We start from the raw sequence: 18,617 nt of genomic DNA, 5'->3' as shown, positions 1-18,617 counted from the left end.
GCGATGGCGCCGCGTGGCTACATCCGCAATTCCGCGCAGGACGCCGCGCGCTTCCGCGCCCGCGCCGCGTTCGGCTTCATCTGCGTGGTACTGGCGATCGGCGGCCTGTGCGGCTGGTATTTCCGGTTGCAGGTGCTGCAGCACAGCGACTATGCGCGCAAGTCGCAGGCCAACCGCATCAAGCAGCGCCCCGAGGTGCCGGCCCGCGGCCTGATCTACGACCGCAAGGGCCGCGTGCTGGCCGACAACGTGCCGGCGTACCGCCTCGACGTGGTGCCGGCCGAGGCCGGCGACGTCGACGCCACCGTCGCTTCGCTGGCGAAGATCATCGCGCTCACGCCGGACGACATCCAGCGCTTCAACGACACCCGCCACGTCACCCGCAGCTTCCTGCCGGTGACGCTGCGGCTGAAGATCACCGACGAGGAAGCCGCGCGCTTCGCCGTCGATCGCTGGAAATACCCGGGCGTCGAACTGGTGCCGTACCTCACCCGGCGCTATCCCTACGGCGACCTGTTCGCGCACGTGATCGGCTACGTCGGCCGCGTCGACAAGAACGACCTGGAGAAGATGGGCGACGGCACCGCGGCCTTCACCCACACCGGCAAGTCGGGGCTGGAACGTTTCTACGACGCGCAACTGCGCGGCGGCATCGGCTACGAGCAGATCGAGACGAACGTCGACGGCCGCATCATCGATCGCGTCGGACGCATCCCCGCGCGGCCGGGCGTCGACCTGCGCCTGAGCATCGACACCGACCTCCAGCGCGCGGCGATGGCGGCGTTCGGCGATCTCACCGGCTCGGCGGTCGCGGTGGATCCGCGCACCGGCGAAGTGCTGGCGATGGTCAGCGTGCCGAGCTACGACCCCAACCTGTTCGTCAACGGCATCTCGCATGCCGACTACCGCCTCCTGATGGACGATCCGGCGAAGCCGCTGTTCAACCGCAACGTGCTGGGTGGCGTCGCGCCGGGGTCGACGCTCAAGCCGCTGTTCGCGCTGTCCGCGCTGGACAGCGGCAAGCGCACACCGGAGGACAAGGTCTTCGCCTCCGGCGAATTCCGGATTCCCGGCCAGAAACGCGGCTATCGCGACTCGCACAGCGGCCAAGGCTGGACCGACATGCGCAAGTCGATCGGCGATTCGGTCAACACGTACTACTACAAGCTGTCGCTGGACATGGGCATCGACCTCATGGACCAGTACATGGACAAGTACGGCTTCGGCAAGCCGACCGGCATCGACCTCGCCGGTGAATCCGGCGGCATCCTGCCGTCGCCGGCGTGGAAGCGCGCGCATGCCAAGAGCCAGGGGCCGTGGTATCTCGGCGACACCGTGATCAGCGCGATCGGCCAGGGCTTCTGGAAGGTCACGCCGCTGCAACTGGCGCAGGGCATCGGTGCGCTGGCCAACGGCGGTCAGTTGCGGCCGCCGCACCTGGTGAAGGAAACCCGCGCCGATTTCGACAAGCCGTGGACGATGGTGCCGCAGCCCGTGCCGCGCCGCATCACCGAGAGCGCCGAACACCTGCAAGTGGTGCGCGAAGGCATGATGCGCGTCGTGCACGGCCCCGGCGGCACCGCGCGCAACATCAGCGGCGGCCTGACGTACCACATCGCCGGCAAGACCGGCACGGCGCAGGTCGTGAGCCGTCGCGGCAACGTCAGCCTCAACCCGCGCGCGCTGCCGATGCACCTGCGCCATCGCGCACTGTTCGTCGGCTACGCGCCGGCGGAGAACCCGACGATCGCGGTGGCAGTGGTCGTGGAAGGCGGCGGCTTCGGCGCCAGCACCGCCGCGCCGATCGCGCGCAAGATCCTCGACGCCTGGGTGCTGGGCAAGCTGCCGGAGGGCGTCGAGAGCGTCGATGCCGCGACGCCGCCCGCCGCGACCGGCACGACTCCCGCAACGACGACGGCGACGCCGCCCGTCGTCGCACCCGCCGCCGCGGCGCAGTCCGCGCCCGCGCCGGCGCCGGTGTTGCCGTCGCCCCCGCGCGTGCCGGCGGTGACGCGATGAAGGCGTTCGTCCGCTGGCTGCTCGACCTGTTCCTGCGCTTCACGCGCACGATCGACCTGCCGCTGCTCGGCGCGCTGCTCGCGCTGATGGTGATCGGCCTGATGGTGCTGTACAGCGCCGGCAACGAGAACCCGAAGCTCGTCATCGCGCAGGGCTCGCGCTACGTGATCGGCCTCGGCGGCATGTGGTTGCTGTCGCGCGTGTCGCCGGCCGGGCTGCGCAGCGTCACGCCGCTGGTGTTCCTGGGCTCGCTGGCGCCGCTGCTGCTGGTGCTGCTGATCGGCCAGGGCAAGCACGGCAACCTGTGGATCAACCTCGGCGTGTTCTATTTCCAGCCGTCGGAAGTGCTGAAACTCAGCCTGCCGATGATGGTTGCGTGGTTCCTGCACCAGCGCCCGCTGCCGCCGCGCGTGTCCACGGTGCTGATCGCCGGCGGCATCATCGCCGTGCCGACGGGATTGATCCTGCTGCAGCCCGACTTCGGCACCGCGATGCTGGTCGCCATCAGCGGCGCGTTCGTGCTGTTCCTCGCAGGGTTGCCGTGGCGCTGGTTCGCGGCCGCGGGCGCCGCCGTGGCCGCGATCGCGCCGCTGGCGTGGTTCAAGCTGCTGCGGCCGTACCAGAAGGACCGCATCCTCACCTTCCTCGAGCCCGAACGCGATCCGCTGGGCACCGGCTGGAACATCATCCAGTCGAAGATCGCGATCGGCTCCGGCCACTGGACCGGGCAGGGCTGGGGTGAGGGCACGCAGTCGCACCTCGACTACCTGCCCGAACACACCACCGATTTCATCTTCGCCGTGCTGTCCGAGGAATTCGGCTGGGTCGGCGTCAGCATCACCCTCGCGCTGTACCTGTTCGTCGTCGGCCGCTGCCTGTGGATCGCCAGCGAAGCCCGCGACACCTACGGCCGCCTGCTCGCCGGCGCGCTCGGCCTCGCGTTCTCGGTCTACGTCGTGATCAACGGCGGCATGATCTCCGGCCTGCTGCCCGTCGTCGGCGTGCCGATGCCGCTGCTCAGCTACGGCGGCACCGCCGCGGTGTCGCTGCTTGCGGGACTGGGCGTGGTGATGGCGATGAAGGATCGGCGCTGACCGATTCCGGATTTCCGGGCCGTGCCGGTGCTTGCGTGGCCGCGCCCGCACTGATGCCGGCAGGATGCCATCCGCAAGGCGGACCGATGGCATAACGATCGACACATTCCACGCGAAAGGATGTCGGTCATGGCTCGGGTTCGTTTCGATTGCATTGCGCTCGCCGCGCTGTTGGTCCTGCCCGGATGCGCCCACGACAAACTGCTGCGGCTGGAGACGAGCGAATACGTCGCCGCTGCCAGGGACGCGCAATCGAAGGGCCGTGCCTTCTACGACGGCCTCATCCAGCAGGACCGCGAATTCTGGATCGCGACCTATCAGCTGGATCCCGCCTGCAAGCCGGAATCGATGGCGCCGTCATATGTACGTGACGATCTGCCAGGAAACCGGCTTTGCAGCGGCGATCGGCAGAGGACGAACGATCAGCCGCTCCACGATCTCGGCCGAGGTGATCTGGGTAGCCGCTACGCGGCGCTGTCCTTCATCGGGCACTATCTGGACGCACTGGCCAAGGCATCGGTCGATCCCGAACTCGGCGCGAAGGAAGACTTCACCGCCGCCGCGGGTGACCTCAATACGCTGCTTTCCGCATTCAAGGCGGAAAAGATTCCGGACGAGCAGACGGCAGCGATCGGCGAACTGGTCGGCTTCGTCGAGGAACTGTCGAAGGAGCATCGCAGCGCGGAGGAGATCCGCTCGATCGTCGCCGAACGGCGGGGCCGCGTCGATGGTGCGTTCCGCGCACTGGTCCTCGCGCTCAGGGATGACAAGTCGCTGGAGAAGGCGACTTCGAAGATGAACCTGCTCGAACGGATCGTGATCGCCAACGGCGCGAGCGGCAGCGATGCGCGCGAACTGCGTCGGCAAGTGCTGGAACAGCATTTTCTGATGGAGGACGAACGCCAGCGAATCGAAGCCTGCGAGCAGGCCGCGTCAACCCAGCCGACCGGCAAGCTCGGCCTGAGCGAACGCGATCTGTGCGCCACGCCGGAAGCGGGCCTCATGCTGGCTGCATGGCAGTCGCACGACGCCTTCCTCGATCTGATCGACGGACACCTGAGCGCGAAACAGAAGGCGCGCCTGGTGCATCTGCAGCGCGAGAACTTCATGCGTCTGGCGAAGTTGTACCTCCAGTTCGCCGCGCTTGTCTGATCGATCTTCCCTGGAGCCCGCCGACCGGCTCCACCGCCCGCACGAGTGGCCGGTACCCGATTTTCGAGGAGAATCCACCATGACCGATCTGGTTCTGCTGTTGAACAACGCCTCCGCCGGCGTCTCCGGCGCGGGCATCAAGTCGAGCAATCCGAAGCTCCAGAAGCAACTGCTGGTCCGTGCGATCGACCTGCGCAACCTCGCGATCGTGTTGCGTCGCGGCGAGGTGCAGGTCGCGCCCGCGGCGGTCGATGCCTGCGCCAAGGAACTCAACGACACCATCGCCGCGGCGAAGGCCGCGAAGACCGAGGAAGGCTACGGTCGGGTGCTCGCCGAAGCGCTGGAGGCGGTCGAGGCCGTCGAGCAGCATCTCGTGTCGGTCGTCGATCCCGCGATCGAATCTGCGCGACTTCTTTCCGCGCGCGCGCCGTTCCCCGGGCTGACGCCGATCCCGCCCGATGTGATGCCGCCGCGCGGTGCGGGATGGCCGCGGAGACCGCCTGGATGGCCGCCGCAGTGGCCGTGGCCGCCGCGCCCGTGGCCGCCGGAACCGCCGCCGTGGTGGAACGACATCCACGCATGGGAGCACGGATTCCCGCGGTGATCCCGAGCGACAAACATCGGCGGCACGCGAAGTGCCGCCGATGTCGCGTCAGCGCGTGCGCTGCGCCGCCAGTTTCAGCAGCATCCGGAAATACAGCCCCGGGAACCAGCGCTTCATGCGCCAGCGGCCGGGTTCGCGCTGCGTCGGCAGGATCAGGAAGTCGCCGCGCTCGGCGGCGGCGAAGGCGCGGTCGGCGACGGCCTCGGGCTTGTCGGGCGAGCGGTCCATCCAGCGCTGCACCTTCGCTTTCGTCGCGTCGTCGGCGATCGCGGTTTCCATCAGGTTGGTGCGGAAGAACGCCGGGCAGATCACGCCCACGCGCACGCCGGTGCCGTGCAGTTCCGCGCGCAGCTGGTCGGACAGCGCGATCACGCCGGCTTTCGCCACGCCGTAGCTCATGATGCCCGGCGCGCCGGCGAGGCCGGCGAAGCTGGCGGTGTTGAGGACCTGGCCGCGGCCAGCGGCAATCATGTGCGGCAGGAACAGCCGGCAGCCGCGGACCACGCCGAGCAGGTCGATCTCGAGGATGCGCCGCCATTCGTCCATCGTGGTGTCGACCAACGCGCCGGCGGAGGCGATGCCGGCGTTGTTCACCAGCACGTCGACGCCGCCCCACGTCGCCATCACCGCGTCGTGAAGCGCCTGCATCGCCGCGTCGTCGCCCACGTCCGCGGCCAGTGCGAGGTGGCCGTCGCCGGTCAGCGATGCGCGTCCGACTTCGGCACGTTCGACGGTCAGGTCGACGCAGGCCACGCGCGCGCCGGTGCGGGCGTAGCGCTGCGCGAGGGCGAGGCCGAAGCCGCTGCCGGCACCGGTGATCAGGACGCGACGTGAGGTCATGAAGGGGGTTCCTGCGGTAGTCTCCCCAGCTTATCAGGCCGGCGGTTCCGGCCATGGAGCCCCGCATGTCGTCCCATGATCCGCTCTTCGACCTCACCGGTCGAACCGCCCTCGTCACCGGCGCCTCGCGCGGCATCGGCGAGGCCATCGCCCACCTGCTCGCCGCGCACGGCGCGCACGTGGTCTGCACCTCGCGCAAGGTCGACGCCTGCGAGACCGTGGCCGCGGCCATCCGCGACGCCGGCGGTTCCGCCGAGGCGCGCGCGCTGCACGTCGGCGACCCGGCCGCGATCGAGGCGCTGTTCGCCGCGCTCGATGCGGAAGGCAAGTTCGCCAGCCTGTTGGTCAACAACGCCGCCGCGAATCCGTACTTCGGGCCGATGCTCGACATGGACCTCGGCAGCTACGAGAAGACGGTCGAAGTGAACCTGCGTGGCTACTTCTGGACCACCGCGCAGGCGGCGAAGCGGATGAAGGACCACGGAGGCGGCGCCATCGTCAACGTCGCATCGGTCAACGCGAAGCGCCCCGCGCACGGGCAGGGCATCTACTCGATGACCAAGGCCGGCATCGTCAACATGACCGAAGGCTTCGCCAAGGAACTCGCCGCGCACGGCATCCGCATCAACGCGCTGCTGCCGGGCCTGACCGACACCAAATTCGCCTCCGCCATCACCGGCAACCCGAAACTGATGGCGATGATGTCGCAACTGATCCCGATGGGCCGCAGCGCCCAGCCCGACGAGATCGCCCCCGCTGCCCTGTTCCTGCTGTCGCCGGCCGCGAGCTACGTCACCGGCACGTGCCTGACGGTGGATGGGGGGTATCTGGCGTAAGGGCTTTGCAGTCGCTCATGGTGGAATGATCAACCGCGATCAGGGAGAAGCGGCATGACCGAAACCGACGATGACATCTGGGGCGACGACCTGCTTGGTCGTCGCGAGTTTGCCGACTTCCTGACGAAAGCGTTGGTCGCGCGAACCGAGTTGATTTCGGCCAAGGAAGGGCAGCGAGGATGGACGGTCGCCCTCGATGCGGCATGGGGCGCCGGCAAGAGTTTCTTCGTCAAGCGATGGACCGACGACCTTCGGCGCCAGGGCTATCCCGTCGTGCTCTTCGATGCCTGGGAGAACGACATCGGCGAAGAGGCGTCGGTCGCGTTGATGGCCGAGATCAACGAGGAGATGAAGCAGTGGATCGGCAAGCTGCCCAAGACAAAAACCATTGAGAGGAAAGCGCGCGCGTTGGTCGTTGATGCGGGCAGGAAGCTGAGGAAGAGCGTGATGCCGGTGGCCAAGGTGGTTGCTTCTGGCATGCTGCAGAAGGCCATCGGCGTTGGCCTTCAGGAAATACTCGACAGCAGCGACAAAGCCGGCAATGGCGAATCGAATCACAAGACAAGTTTGGCGTCCTCTGCAGAGGAAGTCCTCGACAAGGTGTTCGATGTCTCGATCCAGGAGCACCAACGGCGGAAGTCGGACATTCGCGACTTCAAGAAGGCTTTGGTCGATCTCATCGACCTGATTCACGAGCAGGCAGATGCGAAGTACCCGCTGTTCGTGTTCATCGACGAACTGGATCGATGCCGGCCGACTTATGCGATCTCAATGCTTGAAGAGGTCAAGCACATCTTCGGGATGGACAAGGTCTGTTTTGTTGTATCGACTAACCTCTCGCAGCTCAGGCATTCCGTTTGCGCGGTTTATGGGCAAGGCTTCGATTCCGAGATGTATCTGAAACGTTTTTTCGATCAATCGATTGAGCTGCCCTCGTTGGGTTCCATGAGTCATGTTGAAGAACTTTATGATTTTAGTGAAATTCTTTCATCAAAGGAGCACTTCCTGCCCTTCCAAGGAACGGAAAAGGATAAACGGGAGTTGGTTGTCCTTGGCATCTCTTGGATTTTTCGTGCTTCTGAACTTGATGTGAGATCACAAAAGCAAGTATTTCAAATGGCTGAGTCCGCTGTCGCATCTATTGGTCAGCCTGTGCATACGGTTTTCTTGTTTTTTCTTTGCGTGCTTTTTCAAAAAAATCGATCAATGTTTGATGAGTTGGAAAATGGAGGGGATTCCAGAAAGATTTGCAGGGAATTTCTGGTGGGCGATAAAAACATTGAATATGTCGCCACAAGAAAACATGGTTTCTCTCGAATAAATTATAACTTGTCTGATGCAATCAGTCAGTATGTGGATAATTCGAGAAAAACATGGAATTCAATTAAGAAAAGTGGGTACTCCGAGGATGTCGGAAATATTCAATCAATTATTGATGTGCAGCTCGTAAACGAGGCGTATCAGTGGAGTGGTGGAACAGCGGAGGTTCTTTGTTCGCTTTCTAGATACTTTAAGCTCGTTCGCTATGCCGGTTATTTTGAATAGTGGATAGATATATTTAGATCACCACTCCGGCGCGCACCTGGAACACATTCCCCTCCGCATCCATCGCGTTGCACACGGTGAAGCCCGGGCCCTGCCAGCGTTCGTCGAACAGGGCGCCGCCGAGGGCGGCGATGCGTTCGGCGGTGCGATCAAGGTCGGGCACGGTGAGGAAGAACTTCATGGCGACGTCCTCGCGACGTTGTGGCGGTGACGTGATCACGATGTCGGCGGCGATGTGCGCCGGGATGCGGTGCAGGACGAGTTGCAGGTCGTCGGATTCGAGTACCGCGATGTGTTCGTCGGCGTGCAGCCGGCGCATGCCGGCGACCTCGCCGTAGAAGCGTTCGAGGCGATCGCGGTCGCTGGCGTAGATCAGGACGCCGGCGCGGGCGGGACCAGGCATGGCGATGGCTCGATGGTGGCAGGAAGCCGCAGTCTACGGCGTGTCGCGCGGCGATGGACGGCGCCGTCGCGGTGGCTGCGCTTCGCGTTCGGCCATGTCGCGGACGCGGACGCCGGCGGTGCGCACCAGTTCGGGCAGCAGTTGCGTCTCGGGCAGGTGCTTCCAGTATTTCTGCGGCATTTCCTGACGCATCATCCGCGGGTTGAGCCGCGCCGGGTTGAAGATGTTCGCGTAGTACGTGCGCCACAGGTCTTCGCGCGCATCGTCCGCGGGCGCGTCGGCGCGCTGCGCGCCCGGGCCGAACGCGAGCGCGTGGCCGTCCCACGCCACGCTGCGGTACGGCGTGAGGATCGCCCAGCGCATGCCCGCGAAACGCCGCGCGAAGAATGGTGCGACGCGGTCGAGGATGTGGTGGTCCGGCTCGAACCATGCGATGAACGCATCGGTTTCGCCTGGCACTTCGCGGAAACGCACGAATGCCTTCATCTTGTGCGTGTCGCGACCGACCGCCTTCGCCAGCTCCGCGGCGCGGCGCACGTCGGGATCGGTCACGCGCGCGAGCAGGTGGCGCTCGCCCTGCGCGATGCGGAAGGCGATGCGATACAGCAGCGCATGCCGTTGCGGCTCGCGATGGCAGAGCACCGCGCCCGCGAGATCGAACAGCGCCGCGGGGACTTCCGGCGCCGCGTGCACGGCCTCGGCGGTGGCGAGGTCGGGTGCGGCGAGCAGGCTGCCCTGCGCGTCGCCGTCCCAGTCGATGTCCTCCGGCCACAGCCCCGCACGCAGGCCGGCGCGCGCGGCCACGCGCCAGGCGTCGAGGTCCCACGGCGGATCGATGCGGGCGCGATAGAGGGTCATGCGAGCGTCATGCCGCGAACAGGTCCTGCTGTCGCGGCTTCGGCGCCAGCTGCGCGCGCAGCGTCGCCGGATCGTCGAGCCTGCGGCGCGGGTGATGATCGAGCAGCTGCACGAACGGCAGCAGCTTCTGCATCGGCGCGCGCAGCCGTGCGAGGTCGGCGATGCGCAGGCGGCCGTGGCGGCGCGCCATCACGATGCGGTCGACGTTGCGCGTGCCCAGCCCCGGGACGCGCAGCAGATCCTCGCGCGGCGCCGTGTTGAGGTCGACCGGGAAACGTTCGGGGTGGCGCAGCGCCCACGCGAGCTTCGGGTCGATGTCGAGATCGAGCATCGTGCTTTCCGATGTCTTCGGCGCGGGCGCGATCTCGTCCACCTCGAAGCCGTAGAACCGCAGCAGCCAGTCGGCCTGGTACAGGCGATGCTCGCGCAGCAGCGGCGGCGCCTGCACTGGCAGCCGCGACGAGGCGTCCTGGATCGGACTGAAGCCCGAGTAGTAGACGCGGCGCATGCGGTAAGCGTCGTACAGGCCGTGCGCGGTGCGCAGGATGCTGCGGTCGTCGGCATCGTCGGCGCCGACGATCATCTGCGTGCTCTGACCGGCCGGTGCATAGCGCGGCGGACGCTTGCGCTTCGGCGTGGCGTTGCTCGTCTTCGCCGGCTTGCGCGCGTCCAGCGTTTCCTCGATCTTCGCGTGCACCGTGCCCATCGCCGCGCGGATGCCGGGCAGCTGCTTTTCCGGCGCGAGTGCCTTCAGCCCGGCCTCGGTCGGCAGCTCGATGTTGATGCTGAGGCGATCGGCGTAGCGCCCGGCCAGCGCCAGCAGTTCGGGCGAGGCTTCGGGGATCGTCTTCAGGTGGATGTAGCCGGCGAAGCGATGGTCCTCGCGCAGGCTGCGCGCGACCTCGACCAGCTGCTCCATCGTGTAGTCGCCGTTGCGGATGATGCCGCTGGAGAGGAACAGGCCTTCGATGTAGTTGCGCTTGTAGAAGTCGAGCGTGAGCCGCACCACTTCATCCGGCGTGAATCGCGCGCGCGGCACGTTGCTGCTGGCGCGGTTGATGCAGTAGGCGCAGTCGTAGATGCAGAAATTCGTCAGCAGGATCTTCAGCAGCGACACGCAGCGGCCATCGGGCGTGTACGAGTGGCAGATGCCCATGCCCTCGGTGCTGCCGATGCCGCCGGACTTCAGCGAATTGCGGCCGCCGGCGCCGCTGGAGGCGCAGGAGGCGTCGTACTTGGCGGCGTCGGCCAGGACGGCGAGTTTGCGGGACAGCTGCATGGGCGGATTCTATCGGCGCGGCCGTCTCAGCCGCCGAGACGGTACGTACGCGGCGGCCGTCCGGATGCAGCGCCGCGGGCGCGATCGCGCGACAATGCGCGGCCACCGGAGACCGCCATGCGCCTGCCGTCGCTGCACCTGCACTCGCTCCATCTCCATCCGCTGAAATCCGCCGCCGGCCTGACGGTCGATGCGCTCGCCATCGAGCCGCGCGGCCCGCGCTTCGACCGGCGCTGGCTGGTGGTCGATGCCGACGGTCGCTTCGTCACCGCCCGCGCGGTGCCGGAACTGGTGCTGGTCCGCGCCGAGCCCGATGGCGACGGCTTGCGCCTGTCCGCACCGGGACGGCCGTCGCTCGCGGTCGCGCCGCCGTCGTCGGGCGCGCCGCGCATCGCGGTCACCGTGTGGAAGGACCGCGTCGACGCGCCGCTCGCCGATGCCGCGGCGCACGCATGGCTGTCGGCCTGCCTGCAGCGCGACGTGCGGCTGGTGTGGATGGACGCCGCGGTGCAGCGACCGGTCGATCCCGCCTACGGCTGCGAGGGCGATGAAGTCAGCTTCGCCGACGGCTATCCGCTGCTGCTGATCTCGCAGGCCGCGGTGGACGGCCTCAACGCACGTCTTGCCGCGTCGGGCCGGCCGCCGGTGACGATGGCGCACTTCCGTCCGAACCTCGTTGTCGCCGGTGCCGAAGCGCATGCGGAGGACGGCTGGCGGCGGCTGCGCATCGGCGAGGTCGTGTTCGATGCAGTGAAGCCGTGCACGCGCTGCGTGTTCACGACGGTCGATCCCGCGCTGGGCCGGCGTCGCGACGACGGTGAGCCGCTGGAGACGCTGAAGGCCTATCGCCGCACGCCGGCCGGTGTCACCTTCGGCATGAACCTCATCGCCCGCGGCACCGGCACGCTGCGCACGGGCGATGCGGTTGAGGTGCTGGCCTGATCACTCGCCGTCCACGCCGGCGAGGTCCATCACCCACTTCGGCACTTCCGGTTCGCCGGCGTAGAACGTTTTCGGCTTCTGCTCGGCCATCGCCCAGCGATGCAGCCAGCTCGGGCCGTAGCGGCCGTGGTAGCCGTCGGGTCGCGCGTAGGCGGGATCGCGCATCGCCTCGTCGAGCGTGACGAAGCGGTAGCCGCGGCGCTGGATGCCGCCGACCAGCGCGCCATAGGCGTCGCCGTTGAGCGCGTTGGCGTGGATCAGCAGCACCTGCGGCAGCGCGTAACCCAGCAGCGCCTGCGACTGCGCCTCGTAGTAATCGAGCTTGTTGAGCATGTACGGCACGTAGCCCAGGCGCAGGCGTTCGAGCAGCGCCGCGCGTTCGGGCGTGTCGGGCTGGCCGTCGAGCACGTGCTCATACGCGAAAGCCCACACCCATTCGCCGTTGTCGACCGTCACCGGTGCGACGCGATAGCCGTGCGCGACGAGGAAGTCGACGATCGCCTGCTTGTCCGCATCGGTCTGCCCGGCGCGCAGGTAGGGATGGCGGAACCAGCGCGGCGCGGCGCCGCGCTCGGCCATCATCGGCCGCAGCACGCGCTCGCCCTTCACGATCGCGTCCTCGAATGCGGGAATGCCGACGACGTGCGCGTCGACGTGGCCGTACGTGTGGTTGCCGAGGTCCGCGCCGAGGTCCAGCCAGTCGCGCAGCATCGCGATGCGTTCGGGTTGCACGACGCCGTCGACTTCGAGCTTGTCCTCGTTGACGAAGCCGGTGACCGGCACGCCGGCCTGCTTCAGCTGCGCGATCAGCGCCGCATGCCCGCTGCGCAGCCGCGCCGGCGGCGTGCTGTCCATCCGCTGCCAGGGCAGGTCGTCGATGGTGACCGCGATGCGGCGATCGGGTTCGGCGGCGCGGGCGGTCGCGAAGACGGCAAGCAGCGACAGGAGGATCAACGAGGGCATGCGCATCGTGGGTGGACCGACGTCAGGGCGACGTCGGACTCTAGCGCAGCCGTGTGCGGCCTGCGAACCGATCGACGAATCGATTGGCCCGCCGCGCCGCACGGCGCTACCCTTGCCGGACTCCTCCTGCTGCAGCGAGACACCGACGATGAAACGCCTGGCCGCTCTGTGGTGCACGCTCGTCCTGCTGGCGATGCCGGTGATCGGGCACGGCGAAGAGCATCGCGATCGCGGGATCATCAGCTCGACGGCGTTCCAGGCGTTCATGGAGCGCCGGTATGGCGACCTGGAGCGTCAGGCCGAAGGCTATCGCACGACGCAGGCCCGGACCTCCAGTGGCGTGTGGAAGCTCGCGATCTTCGACGCGGGCATCGACAGCGCGTTCAGCGGCAGGACGCAGAGCCTCGCCGTCTGGGAACCGCGCCGCAGGAACGTGGAGGCCTGGATCGCCGCCTATCCGAAGGCTGCCTCGCCGCGCCTCGCGCAGGCGAGGCTGATGATCCAGCGGGCCTGGACGCATTGCGGCTGCCGGGGTCCGGAAGACGCTTCGTCCGCGGAGCGCAAGGCCTTCCTCGTCGCGATCCAGAATGTGCGCAGTTATCTGGAATCGCAGAAGAAGATCGCGGCCGTCGACCCGCGCTGGTACGAATACATGGCCGAGATCGCGGGCTACCAGCGCTGGCCGCGCGCCGAATTCGAGAAGATGATCGACGAAGGCCTGACCCGGCATCCAGGGTATTACGACCTCTACTTCAAGGCGCTTGCGTACTACGCCCCGAGATCCGGCGGCAACGCGCAGGCGGTCGAGGATTTCGCGCGCGCGGCGGTGAAGCGCACGCGCAAGACCGAGGGCGAGGGCATGTATGCGCGCATCTACTGGTATGCCGCGCAGGTGCAGTACCACGACGAATTGTTCAGGCAGTCGAAGGTCGACTGGCCGACGATGAAGCGCGGCATCCACGACGTGCTCGCGCGCTATCCGGATGCCTGGAACCTCAACAATTTCGCGCGCTTCGCCTGCCTCGCGGGCGATCGCGCGGAGGCGCAGGCGCTGGCCGCGCGCGTCGGCGACATTCCCGATGTCGACGTGTGGAATCGCGATCGCGGGGAGTTCCAGGCGTGTCGCGCCGGCAAGCCGATGCCCAGGGCGTTGCCCGGGCGTGTCATCCCGGGCCGCGCGGCGCGTCCGCACCGATAGTCGCCTCGTTGCCGTCACTGCGGAGACCGTGCGCCCGCGCACAACGGCAGACGACGTCGATCGCGGACACGCTTCGGCATGCGATCGATGCGGATGTGACGACGATCGCCTTCCCTGCGGCAATCGTGTGTCGCGCTGTCCGGCACGTCGGGACTTCGTCGTTTGCGTTGGGGTGTCGCAGGGGGCGACACATCTTCCGCAACGATCGAGATCAAGGACCATGACCAGACACGCCACGCTGTCGGCCGCCCTGTCGGCTGCCATCGCCATCACCGCGCTCGCGGGCACTGCCCAGGCGAAGGAAGAGACCCTGCGCCACGTGCGCCTGTGCGACACCTCGTACTGCTACTACGCCTGGAACGTCGTCGATTCCGACGGCGACGGCGTCTGCGATGCCGACGAACTCGTCGCCGGCACCGATCCGCACGACGCCAACAGTCGTCCCGCGCCGGAGATCATCGCCACGCTCGTCGGCAAGCAGATGCTGCCGAGCTTCGAGTTCGGCCTCGGCAAGGTGATCCTGTATCCGGAGAAGCTGCAGGAGACGATCGAGGCCGGCCAGCAGGACCCGCTCGCCACGTTCCCGCTGGGCCAGCGCAAGGACGCGATGACGCGTCTGGGCCTGTCCGCCGAACTGATGGCCGCGCACGGCATCGAGGTCGGCGACGGTTTCACGCTGGTGCAGGAATTCGACAGCAAGGGCGGCGCGCCGTACCGCCGCGTCGGCGGCATGGACATCAGCCTGATCAGCGCCGGTGCCGACGACGAGCCGCTGGATCTGCCGGAGGTGGACAAGATCTTCAACTACGACGACGGCTCCACCGGTTACCTGCTGACCAACGGCGACTGGATCTACGATGGCGCCGACGGCCACGGTGTGCGTCAGGACAAGAACGGCAAGATCCTCGACGACTGGTACGTCAATCCCGATGCCGACACCGGCGCGGGCGGCCCGCCGACGGACGAGCAGATCAAGGCCTGGGAGCGCGTCCACGGGGCGACGATCCTGACCGTGCAGGGCCACGAGCCGCCGACGGTCGATCCGGACGGCATCGAGAACCCGCGCGATCTGATCGTGCTGATCGATCCGGAATACGCCGACTACGGTGGCATCGTCCAGGACGTGCCGCGCGTGGACACGGCGCAGCCGGAAACCCGGCCCGACCTGCCGAACCCGCAGGTGCCGACCGAGTGCGGCAAGTTCTGCGGTCACTGACCGCAACGGATGCCGAAACGCGAACGGCGGCCCGATGGCCGCCGTTCGTGTGTGCGCGATGTCGATGTCGGTCGCATGCAGTACTCAGAGCAGCGGGATATCCTTCTCTTCCGTAGGGAAACCGAACGCCTTGCGCATCGTGCGGATGCTCGCCGGCATCGGCGGCCGCGCGATGCCGTGGTCGCGCAGCCAGTGCTGGCACTTGCGCTGCCACTCGACCGTCTTCGGACCGCCGGGATGCCAGTAGATGTTCTCGACGATGGGCATGCCGTCGACGTAGACCGGCTTGCCGTCCTTGCCGTACTTGACCCAGGCGAAGCCGTCGGCGGGCGCGTCCGGCTGCGGCAGCGGCGTGCCCTTGGCGTCGGTCGGCGCGAGCGCGGTGCCCCGCACCTTCTTGGTCGGGTCGCCGCCGTGCTGCAGCAGCCAGTAGACCTGCTCGAAGCCGCCGCGCCCGGCGTACCAATCCAGCGGTGAGCCGGGGTAGACGGAATCGTCGTTCACCTTCGCGCCGCGTTCGATCAGCAGCTTCACGTTCTGCCACTGGTTCTGGTGCAGGAAGGCGACGAAGGTCAGCGGTTCGTCGTTGGTGTTGACCGTGTTCGGGTCGCCGCCGTGGTCGAGCAGCAGCTTCAGGTAGACCGGGTCGTCGGCCTGCGCCGCGTAGATCAGCGCGTTGTTGTAGCGGAACTTGTGGCTTTCGGTGCCGTCGTCGTAGCGCTTGTCGATGCGCTCGGGCCGGCGCGCGTTGGGGTCGGCACCGTTCTCCAGCATCGCCTTCAGGCCTTCCGGGTTTTCGGTGAAGACCGGCCAGGCGACCAGCGGCATGCCCTCGCCCATCTCGCCCTTGGCGAAGATCGTGTCCGGGTCGACCTTCTCGTCGCGCATCAGCCGGCGGACGGTGTCGGCATCGCCGTGCTCGGCCGCGATCGCGAGGTCCAGCGCCTTGCCATCGAAGTAGTGTTCGGCGGCGTGCTGCGAGCGGCTGGCGTCGTTGGCCGCGGGCAGCGGGCCGAAGCAGGCGCAGAGCCCCAGGCACAGGGCGATCGAGGCGGCCCAGCGGGGCGGTGCCCGGCGGACGGAAGACGGGAACATGGCGGCATCGGATCGGGGGATGCGGCCTAGATAGCAGAAAACCCCGACCGGCGATATCGGCCGGCTTGTGGCCCGGGAAGGGCTTTGCGACGATGGTCCACCCAGCATTCAGGGAACCGAAGCCATGACCGAGCCCACCCGGGAGAGCGTCCGCGCCGAGCGCGAGGCGCAGGAGAAGCTGGTGTCCGACCTGCGCGCCGCCGGCGAGACCGGTCGCGCCGACCGGCTGGCCGGTGGCTACCACGCGCAGCGGATGGCCGATCTGGCCGCCGACGTCTACGTCTCGGCCCGCGGCGAAGGCAAGCCCCCGGTGGGCTGGACCCGGGCCAGCGAGCATCCCGAAATGCTGCAGGCGCTCGCGCCCGGGCTCGATCGTCGCCAGATCGACAACATGCTGCACCCGCCGGGCTCCGGCTATCGTGCCGAGGTCTACCTGCCCGACAAGTCGGTGCTGGGCGCCGACGCGAAGCCTGTCCTCGTGTTCAAGGGCTCGACCGGCCTGATCGTCGATCCGTCGGCGCCGGGCGGCAAGCGCGAGAGCGCGGCCGAGGACTTCCTGGCCAACAACGTCCCGCAGGGGCTGGGCCTGAAGACCGACTATTACGATCGCGCGATGGATGCCGCGACCCGACTGAAAGGCGTGCAGGGCTTCCAGTTCGAGATCGCCGGCCACTCGCTGGGCGGCGGCATGGCCTCGGCGGCCGGTGCGGTCACCGGCGTGGAAACCACCACGTTCAACGCCGCGGGCCTGCATCCGAACACCGCCAAACGCTATGCCGAGGAACACGGCCTGCAGGTGTACGACACCAGGCGCAACGTCGATGCCTACCAGGTCGGCGGCGAGATGCTGACCGACGGCCAGACCGGTATCCAGAAACTCGATGCGGCCCGCCGCGCCGAGGCTGGGCGGCTGGCGAACGACGTCACCTCGCTGATGGCGCAGCCCGGCGCACGCGAATTCGTGTCCGGCAAGCTGGCGGGGATGCTGCCGCCGGAGGCGCAGAAATCGGCGATGGGCGCGATCGACTACCTGTCGACCCATTCCGGCAACCAGGCGCTGAAGAACCTGCCGACCGCCGCCGGCGAGCTGCAGCCGCTGCTCTCGCCCAAGACCCGCGACGAGCAGGGCCGGTTGGTGAATCGTCCCGACCAGATGGCGCTGAGTGAACTCGGCGCTTACGCCGGTCCGCTGACCGACGTGCTGAGCGCGACCGCGATGAGCGCGCGCGTCGGCCGCAACGTCGGCGAAGTGGTGAAGGCGCAGGGCCAGATGACCGAGCAGGGGCTGCACGTCGTCGGCCAGGGCCTGAACTACACCGCGCAGTTGCACGGGCAGGCGAATGCGTTCGTGACCGGGACCACCGGCAAGGTCGTCAGCGGCACCGTGAACGCCGGCGGCGAACTCACCGCGCAGGTGCGGCTGCAGGCCGGCAACGTGTCGGCCGGCATCGATCACGTGCAGGGCAAGGCGCAGGAGACCGCGACGTCGTGGACCGCGAGCGCGATGCGCTTCCTCGCCAAGCCGCTGCCCGAAGGCTCGGAGAAGTGGGTCGGCCAGCAGGCGCAGGGCATCGAAAGCTACGGCCGGCAGGCGATGCAGCAGAACGAGCAGCAGGCGCGCCAGGCGCAGGACGCCGCGCAGCGCGATGCCACCACCATCCGCCAGGGCACGCAGGGCCTCGCCGGCCGGATCGACCACGGCGCCACCGTCCTGGCCGATGCGCAGCGCGAGAGCGGGCGCCAGACCGGTGCGTGGCTGCAGCAGAACGCGGACGGTGCGGGCCACACCATCCGTGGCGTCACCGACAAGGCGCCGCTGGCCGGCACCATGGTCGGCGGCACCGTGGGCGGCATCGGTTCCACCGTCGCCACCCACCTGCCGGTGAACGTGCACAACACCGTCAATCTCTACAACACCATCACCGTGCTGCAGAACGGCAAGCAGGTGGCAGGCGAGGCGGTGTTCCGCCACGGCATGGTCGGTTCGGTCATCCCCAGCCTCGATGCCTCGGTGCAGCAGCAGGAGCAGGCGGCGCGCAAGGCGCTGGCCGCGCATCCGCAGCAGCCCGATGCGCATGCGCCCGCCGCGCGCCAGCCCGACGGCGTCGCGCCGCGCGCGCCGGTGGCGCCGATCTCGGCGCCGCCGCTGCTCGACGATCCCGCGCATCCCAACCACGCGCTGTTCCGCGATGCGCAGAAGGGCGTGCACGCCATCGACCAGCGCTTCAACCGCGCGCCGGACGCCGGCAGCGATCGGCTCGCCGGGGCGCTGACCGCCGAAGCGCACGACGCCGGCTTCACCCGGATCGGTCGCGTCGAGCTGAGCCGCGACGCCAGCCGTATCTTCGCCGTCGATACGCCCGATCCGAACGCCGCGCACCAGCGCGTGGCCTTCACCGGCGTGCAGCAGGGCATCCAGCAGCCGCTGGCGGTCAGCACGGAGCAGGTGGACCGCACCAACGCACGCGTCGCCGAACAGCAGGCCACGCCGCAGCCGACGCAGCAGCAGGGCGAACCGGCGCGCAGCGCGCCGAAGGTGGCCTGACCGCCTGCGTGCGGCTCCCCCCGGGGGC

At 67.8% G+C, this 18,617-nt stretch carries 15 protein-coding genes and 1 pseudogene; 10 read left to right on the top strand and 6 right to left on the bottom strand.

Translation table 11 applies throughout. The features are described from left to right. The first annotated feature begins 3 nt into the window (after positions 1-3). The 4 genes from mrdA to ACT53R_RS15225 all read left to right on the top strand — a co-directional run bounded on the left by mrdA (position 4) and on the right by ACT53R_RS15225 (position 4,869). Complete coding sequence (gene mrdA, locus ACT53R_RS15240; protein WP_476172754.1) at positions 4-2,019, top strand: penicillin-binding protein 2; 2,016 nt, start codon at positions 4-6, stop codon at positions 2,017-2,019. Next, complete coding sequence (gene rodA / locus ACT53R_RS15235) at positions 2,016-3,113, top strand: rod shape-determining protein RodA (protein ID WP_476172753.1); 1,098 nt, start codon at positions 2,016-2,018, stop codon at positions 3,111-3,113. The genes mrdA and rodA overlap by 4 nt, the downstream gene beginning before the upstream one ends. Positions 3,114-3,242: 129 nt before the next feature. Next, positions 3,243-4,265 carry a hypothetical protein gene (locus tag ACT53R_RS15230; RefSeq protein ID WP_476172752.1) on the top strand — a complete coding sequence of 341 codons (1,023 nt, stop codon included), beginning with the start codon at positions 3,243-3,245 and terminating at the stop codon, positions 4,263-4,265. 79 nt (positions 4,266-4,344) lie between these two features. Then, a complete protein-coding gene (locus tag ACT53R_RS15225) occupies positions 4,345-4,869 on the top strand; it encodes a hypothetical protein (RefSeq protein ID WP_476172751.1) in 525 nt (174 codons plus the stop codon). A 48-nt stretch (positions 4,870-4,917) separates the two neighbouring features. Here the strand turns inward: ACT53R_RS15225 and ACT53R_RS15220 are convergent, their stop codons facing one another. Beyond that, a complete protein-coding gene (locus ACT53R_RS15220; RefSeq protein ID WP_476172750.1) occupies positions 4,918-5,709 on the bottom strand; it encodes an SDR family NAD(P)-dependent oxidoreductase in 792 nt (263 codons plus the stop codon). Between the two features lie 65 nt (positions 5,710-5,774). On the opposite strand from ACT53R_RS15220, the gene ACT53R_RS15215 reads away from it, so the two are divergent. Continuing rightward, positions 5,775-6,545 (top strand): glucose 1-dehydrogenase, encoded by a 771-nt coding sequence (locus ACT53R_RS15215; protein ID WP_476172749.1) that lies wholly within the window; start codon positions 5,775-5,777, stop codon positions 6,543-6,545. Between the two features lie 54 nt (positions 6,546-6,599). Beyond that, complete coding sequence (locus tag ACT53R_RS15210; protein ID WP_476172748.1) at positions 6,600-8,090, top strand: KAP family P-loop NTPase fold protein; 1,491 nt, start codon at positions 6,600-6,602, stop codon at positions 8,088-8,090. A 13-nt stretch (positions 8,091-8,103) separates the two neighbouring features. Here the strand turns inward: ACT53R_RS15210 and ACT53R_RS15205 are convergent, their stop codons facing one another. The 3 genes and pseudogenes from ACT53R_RS15205 to ACT53R_RS15195 form a co-directional block, all read right to left on the bottom strand. Next, complete coding sequence (locus ACT53R_RS15205) at positions 8,104-8,493, bottom strand: VOC family protein (RefSeq protein ID WP_476172747.1); 390 nt, start codon at positions 8,491-8,493, stop codon at positions 8,104-8,106. Positions 8,494-8,544: 51 nt separating this feature from the next. Next, positions 8,545-9,351: pseudogene (locus ACT53R_RS15200) on the bottom strand (TIGR03915 family putative DNA repair protein); the annotation flags it as partial. A gap of 7 nt (positions 9,352-9,358) precedes the next feature. Continuing rightward, entirely contained in the window at positions 9,359-10,630 is a 1,272-nt protein-coding gene (locus tag ACT53R_RS15195) for a putative DNA modification/repair radical SAM protein (RefSeq protein WP_476172746.1), read from the bottom strand. Positions 10,631-10,747: 117 nt separating this feature from the next. Between ACT53R_RS15195 and ACT53R_RS15190 the strand changes: the two genes are divergently transcribed. Further along, on the top strand, positions 10,748-11,572 hold the full coding sequence (locus tag ACT53R_RS15190) for an MOSC domain-containing protein (protein WP_476172745.1): 825 nt from the start codon (positions 10,748-10,750) through the stop codon (positions 11,570-11,572). Here ACT53R_RS15190 and ACT53R_RS15185 read toward each other — a convergent pair whose 3' ends face one another. Further along, positions 11,573-12,535, bottom strand: coding sequence for a polysaccharide deacetylase family protein (locus ACT53R_RS15185; protein ID WP_476172744.1), 963 nt, complete (start codon positions 12,533-12,535; stop codon positions 11,573-11,575). Between the two features lie 148 nt (positions 12,536-12,683). Between ACT53R_RS15185 and ACT53R_RS15180 the strand changes: the two genes are divergently transcribed. Beyond that, complete coding sequence (locus ACT53R_RS15180; protein ID WP_476172743.1) at positions 12,684-13,733, top strand: DUF4034 domain-containing protein; 1,050 nt, start codon at positions 12,684-12,686, stop codon at positions 13,731-13,733. Positions 13,734-13,953: 220 nt separating this feature from the next. Next, positions 13,954-14,949, top strand: a complete 996-nt coding sequence (locus tag ACT53R_RS15175; protein WP_476172742.1) for a thrombospondin type 3 repeat-containing protein — start codon at positions 13,954-13,956, stop codon at positions 14,947-14,949. Positions 14,950-15,033: 84 nt separating this feature from the next. On the opposite strand, the gene ACT53R_RS15170 is transcribed toward ACT53R_RS15175, so the two are convergent. After that, positions 15,034-16,044: an ankyrin repeat domain-containing protein gene (locus tag ACT53R_RS15170; RefSeq protein ID WP_476172741.1), complete on the bottom strand. Its 1,011-nt coding sequence runs from the start codon at positions 16,042-16,044 to the stop codon at positions 15,034-15,036. A gap of 124 nt (positions 16,045-16,168) precedes the next feature. Between ACT53R_RS15170 and ACT53R_RS15165 the strand changes: the two genes are divergently transcribed. Beyond that, entirely contained in the window at positions 16,169-18,589 is a 2,421-nt protein-coding gene (locus tag ACT53R_RS15165; protein WP_476172740.1) for a Tle-like phospholipase domain-containing protein, read from the top strand. Positions 18,590-18,617 lie beyond the last annotated feature (28 nt).

This window comes from Lysobacter sp. DMC104 (assembly GCF_056313665.1).
Note: the sequence above shows the minus strand (reverse complement) of the source record. Positions and strands in the feature narration are given on the sequence as shown.

Excerpts from the sequence above, each read along its gene's own strand:
- rodA (WP_476172753.1), top strand. The coding sequence starts at position 2,016 with ATGAAGGCGTTCGTCCGCTGGCTGCTCGACCTGTTCCTGCGCTTCACG.
- ACT53R_RS15210 (WP_476172748.1), top strand. The coding sequence starts at position 6,600 with ATGACCGAAACCGACGATGACATCTGGGGCGACGACCTGCTTGGTCGT.
- ACT53R_RS15215 (WP_476172749.1), top strand. The coding sequence starts at position 5,775 with ATGTCGTCCCATGATCCGCTCTTCGACCTCACCGGTCGAACCGCCCTC.
- ACT53R_RS15170 (WP_476172741.1), bottom strand. The coding sequence starts at position 16,044 with ATGTTCCCGTCTTCCGTCCGCCGGGCACCGCCCCGCTGGGCCGCCTCG.
- ACT53R_RS15190 (WP_476172745.1), top strand. The coding sequence starts at position 10,748 with ATGCGCCTGCCGTCGCTGCACCTGCACTCGCTCCATCTCCATCCGCTG.
- mrdA (WP_476172754.1), top strand. The coding sequence starts at position 4 with ATGGCGCCGCGTGGCTACATCCGCAATTCCGCGCAGGACGCCGCGCGC.
- ACT53R_RS15165 (WP_476172740.1), top strand. The coding sequence starts at position 16,169 with ATGACCGAGCCCACCCGGGAGAGCGTCCGCGCCGAGCGCGAGGCGCAG.
- ACT53R_RS15175 (WP_476172742.1), top strand. The coding sequence starts at position 13,954 with ATGACCAGACACGCCACGCTGTCGGCCGCCCTGTCGGCTGCCATCGCC.
- ACT53R_RS15185 (WP_476172744.1), bottom strand. The coding sequence starts at position 12,535 with ATGCCCTCGTTGATCCTCCTGTCGCTGCTTGCCGTCTTCGCGACCGCC.
- ACT53R_RS15230 (WP_476172752.1), top strand. The coding sequence starts at position 3,243 with ATGGCTCGGGTTCGTTTCGATTGCATTGCGCTCGCCGCGCTGTTGGTC.
- ACT53R_RS15195 (WP_476172746.1), bottom strand. The coding sequence starts at position 10,630 with ATGCAGCTGTCCCGCAAACTCGCCGTCCTGGCCGACGCCGCCAAGTAC.
- ACT53R_RS15205 (WP_476172747.1), bottom strand. The coding sequence starts at position 8,493 with ATGCCTGGTCCCGCCCGCGCCGGCGTCCTGATCTACGCCAGCGACCGC.
- ACT53R_RS15180 (WP_476172743.1), top strand. The coding sequence starts at position 12,684 with ATGAAACGCCTGGCCGCTCTGTGGTGCACGCTCGTCCTGCTGGCGATG.
- ACT53R_RS15225 (WP_476172751.1), top strand. The coding sequence starts at position 4,345 with ATGACCGATCTGGTTCTGCTGTTGAACAACGCCTCCGCCGGCGTCTCC.
- ACT53R_RS15220 (WP_476172750.1), bottom strand. The coding sequence starts at position 5,709 with ATGACCTCACGTCGCGTCCTGATCACCGGTGCCGGCAGCGGCTTCGGC.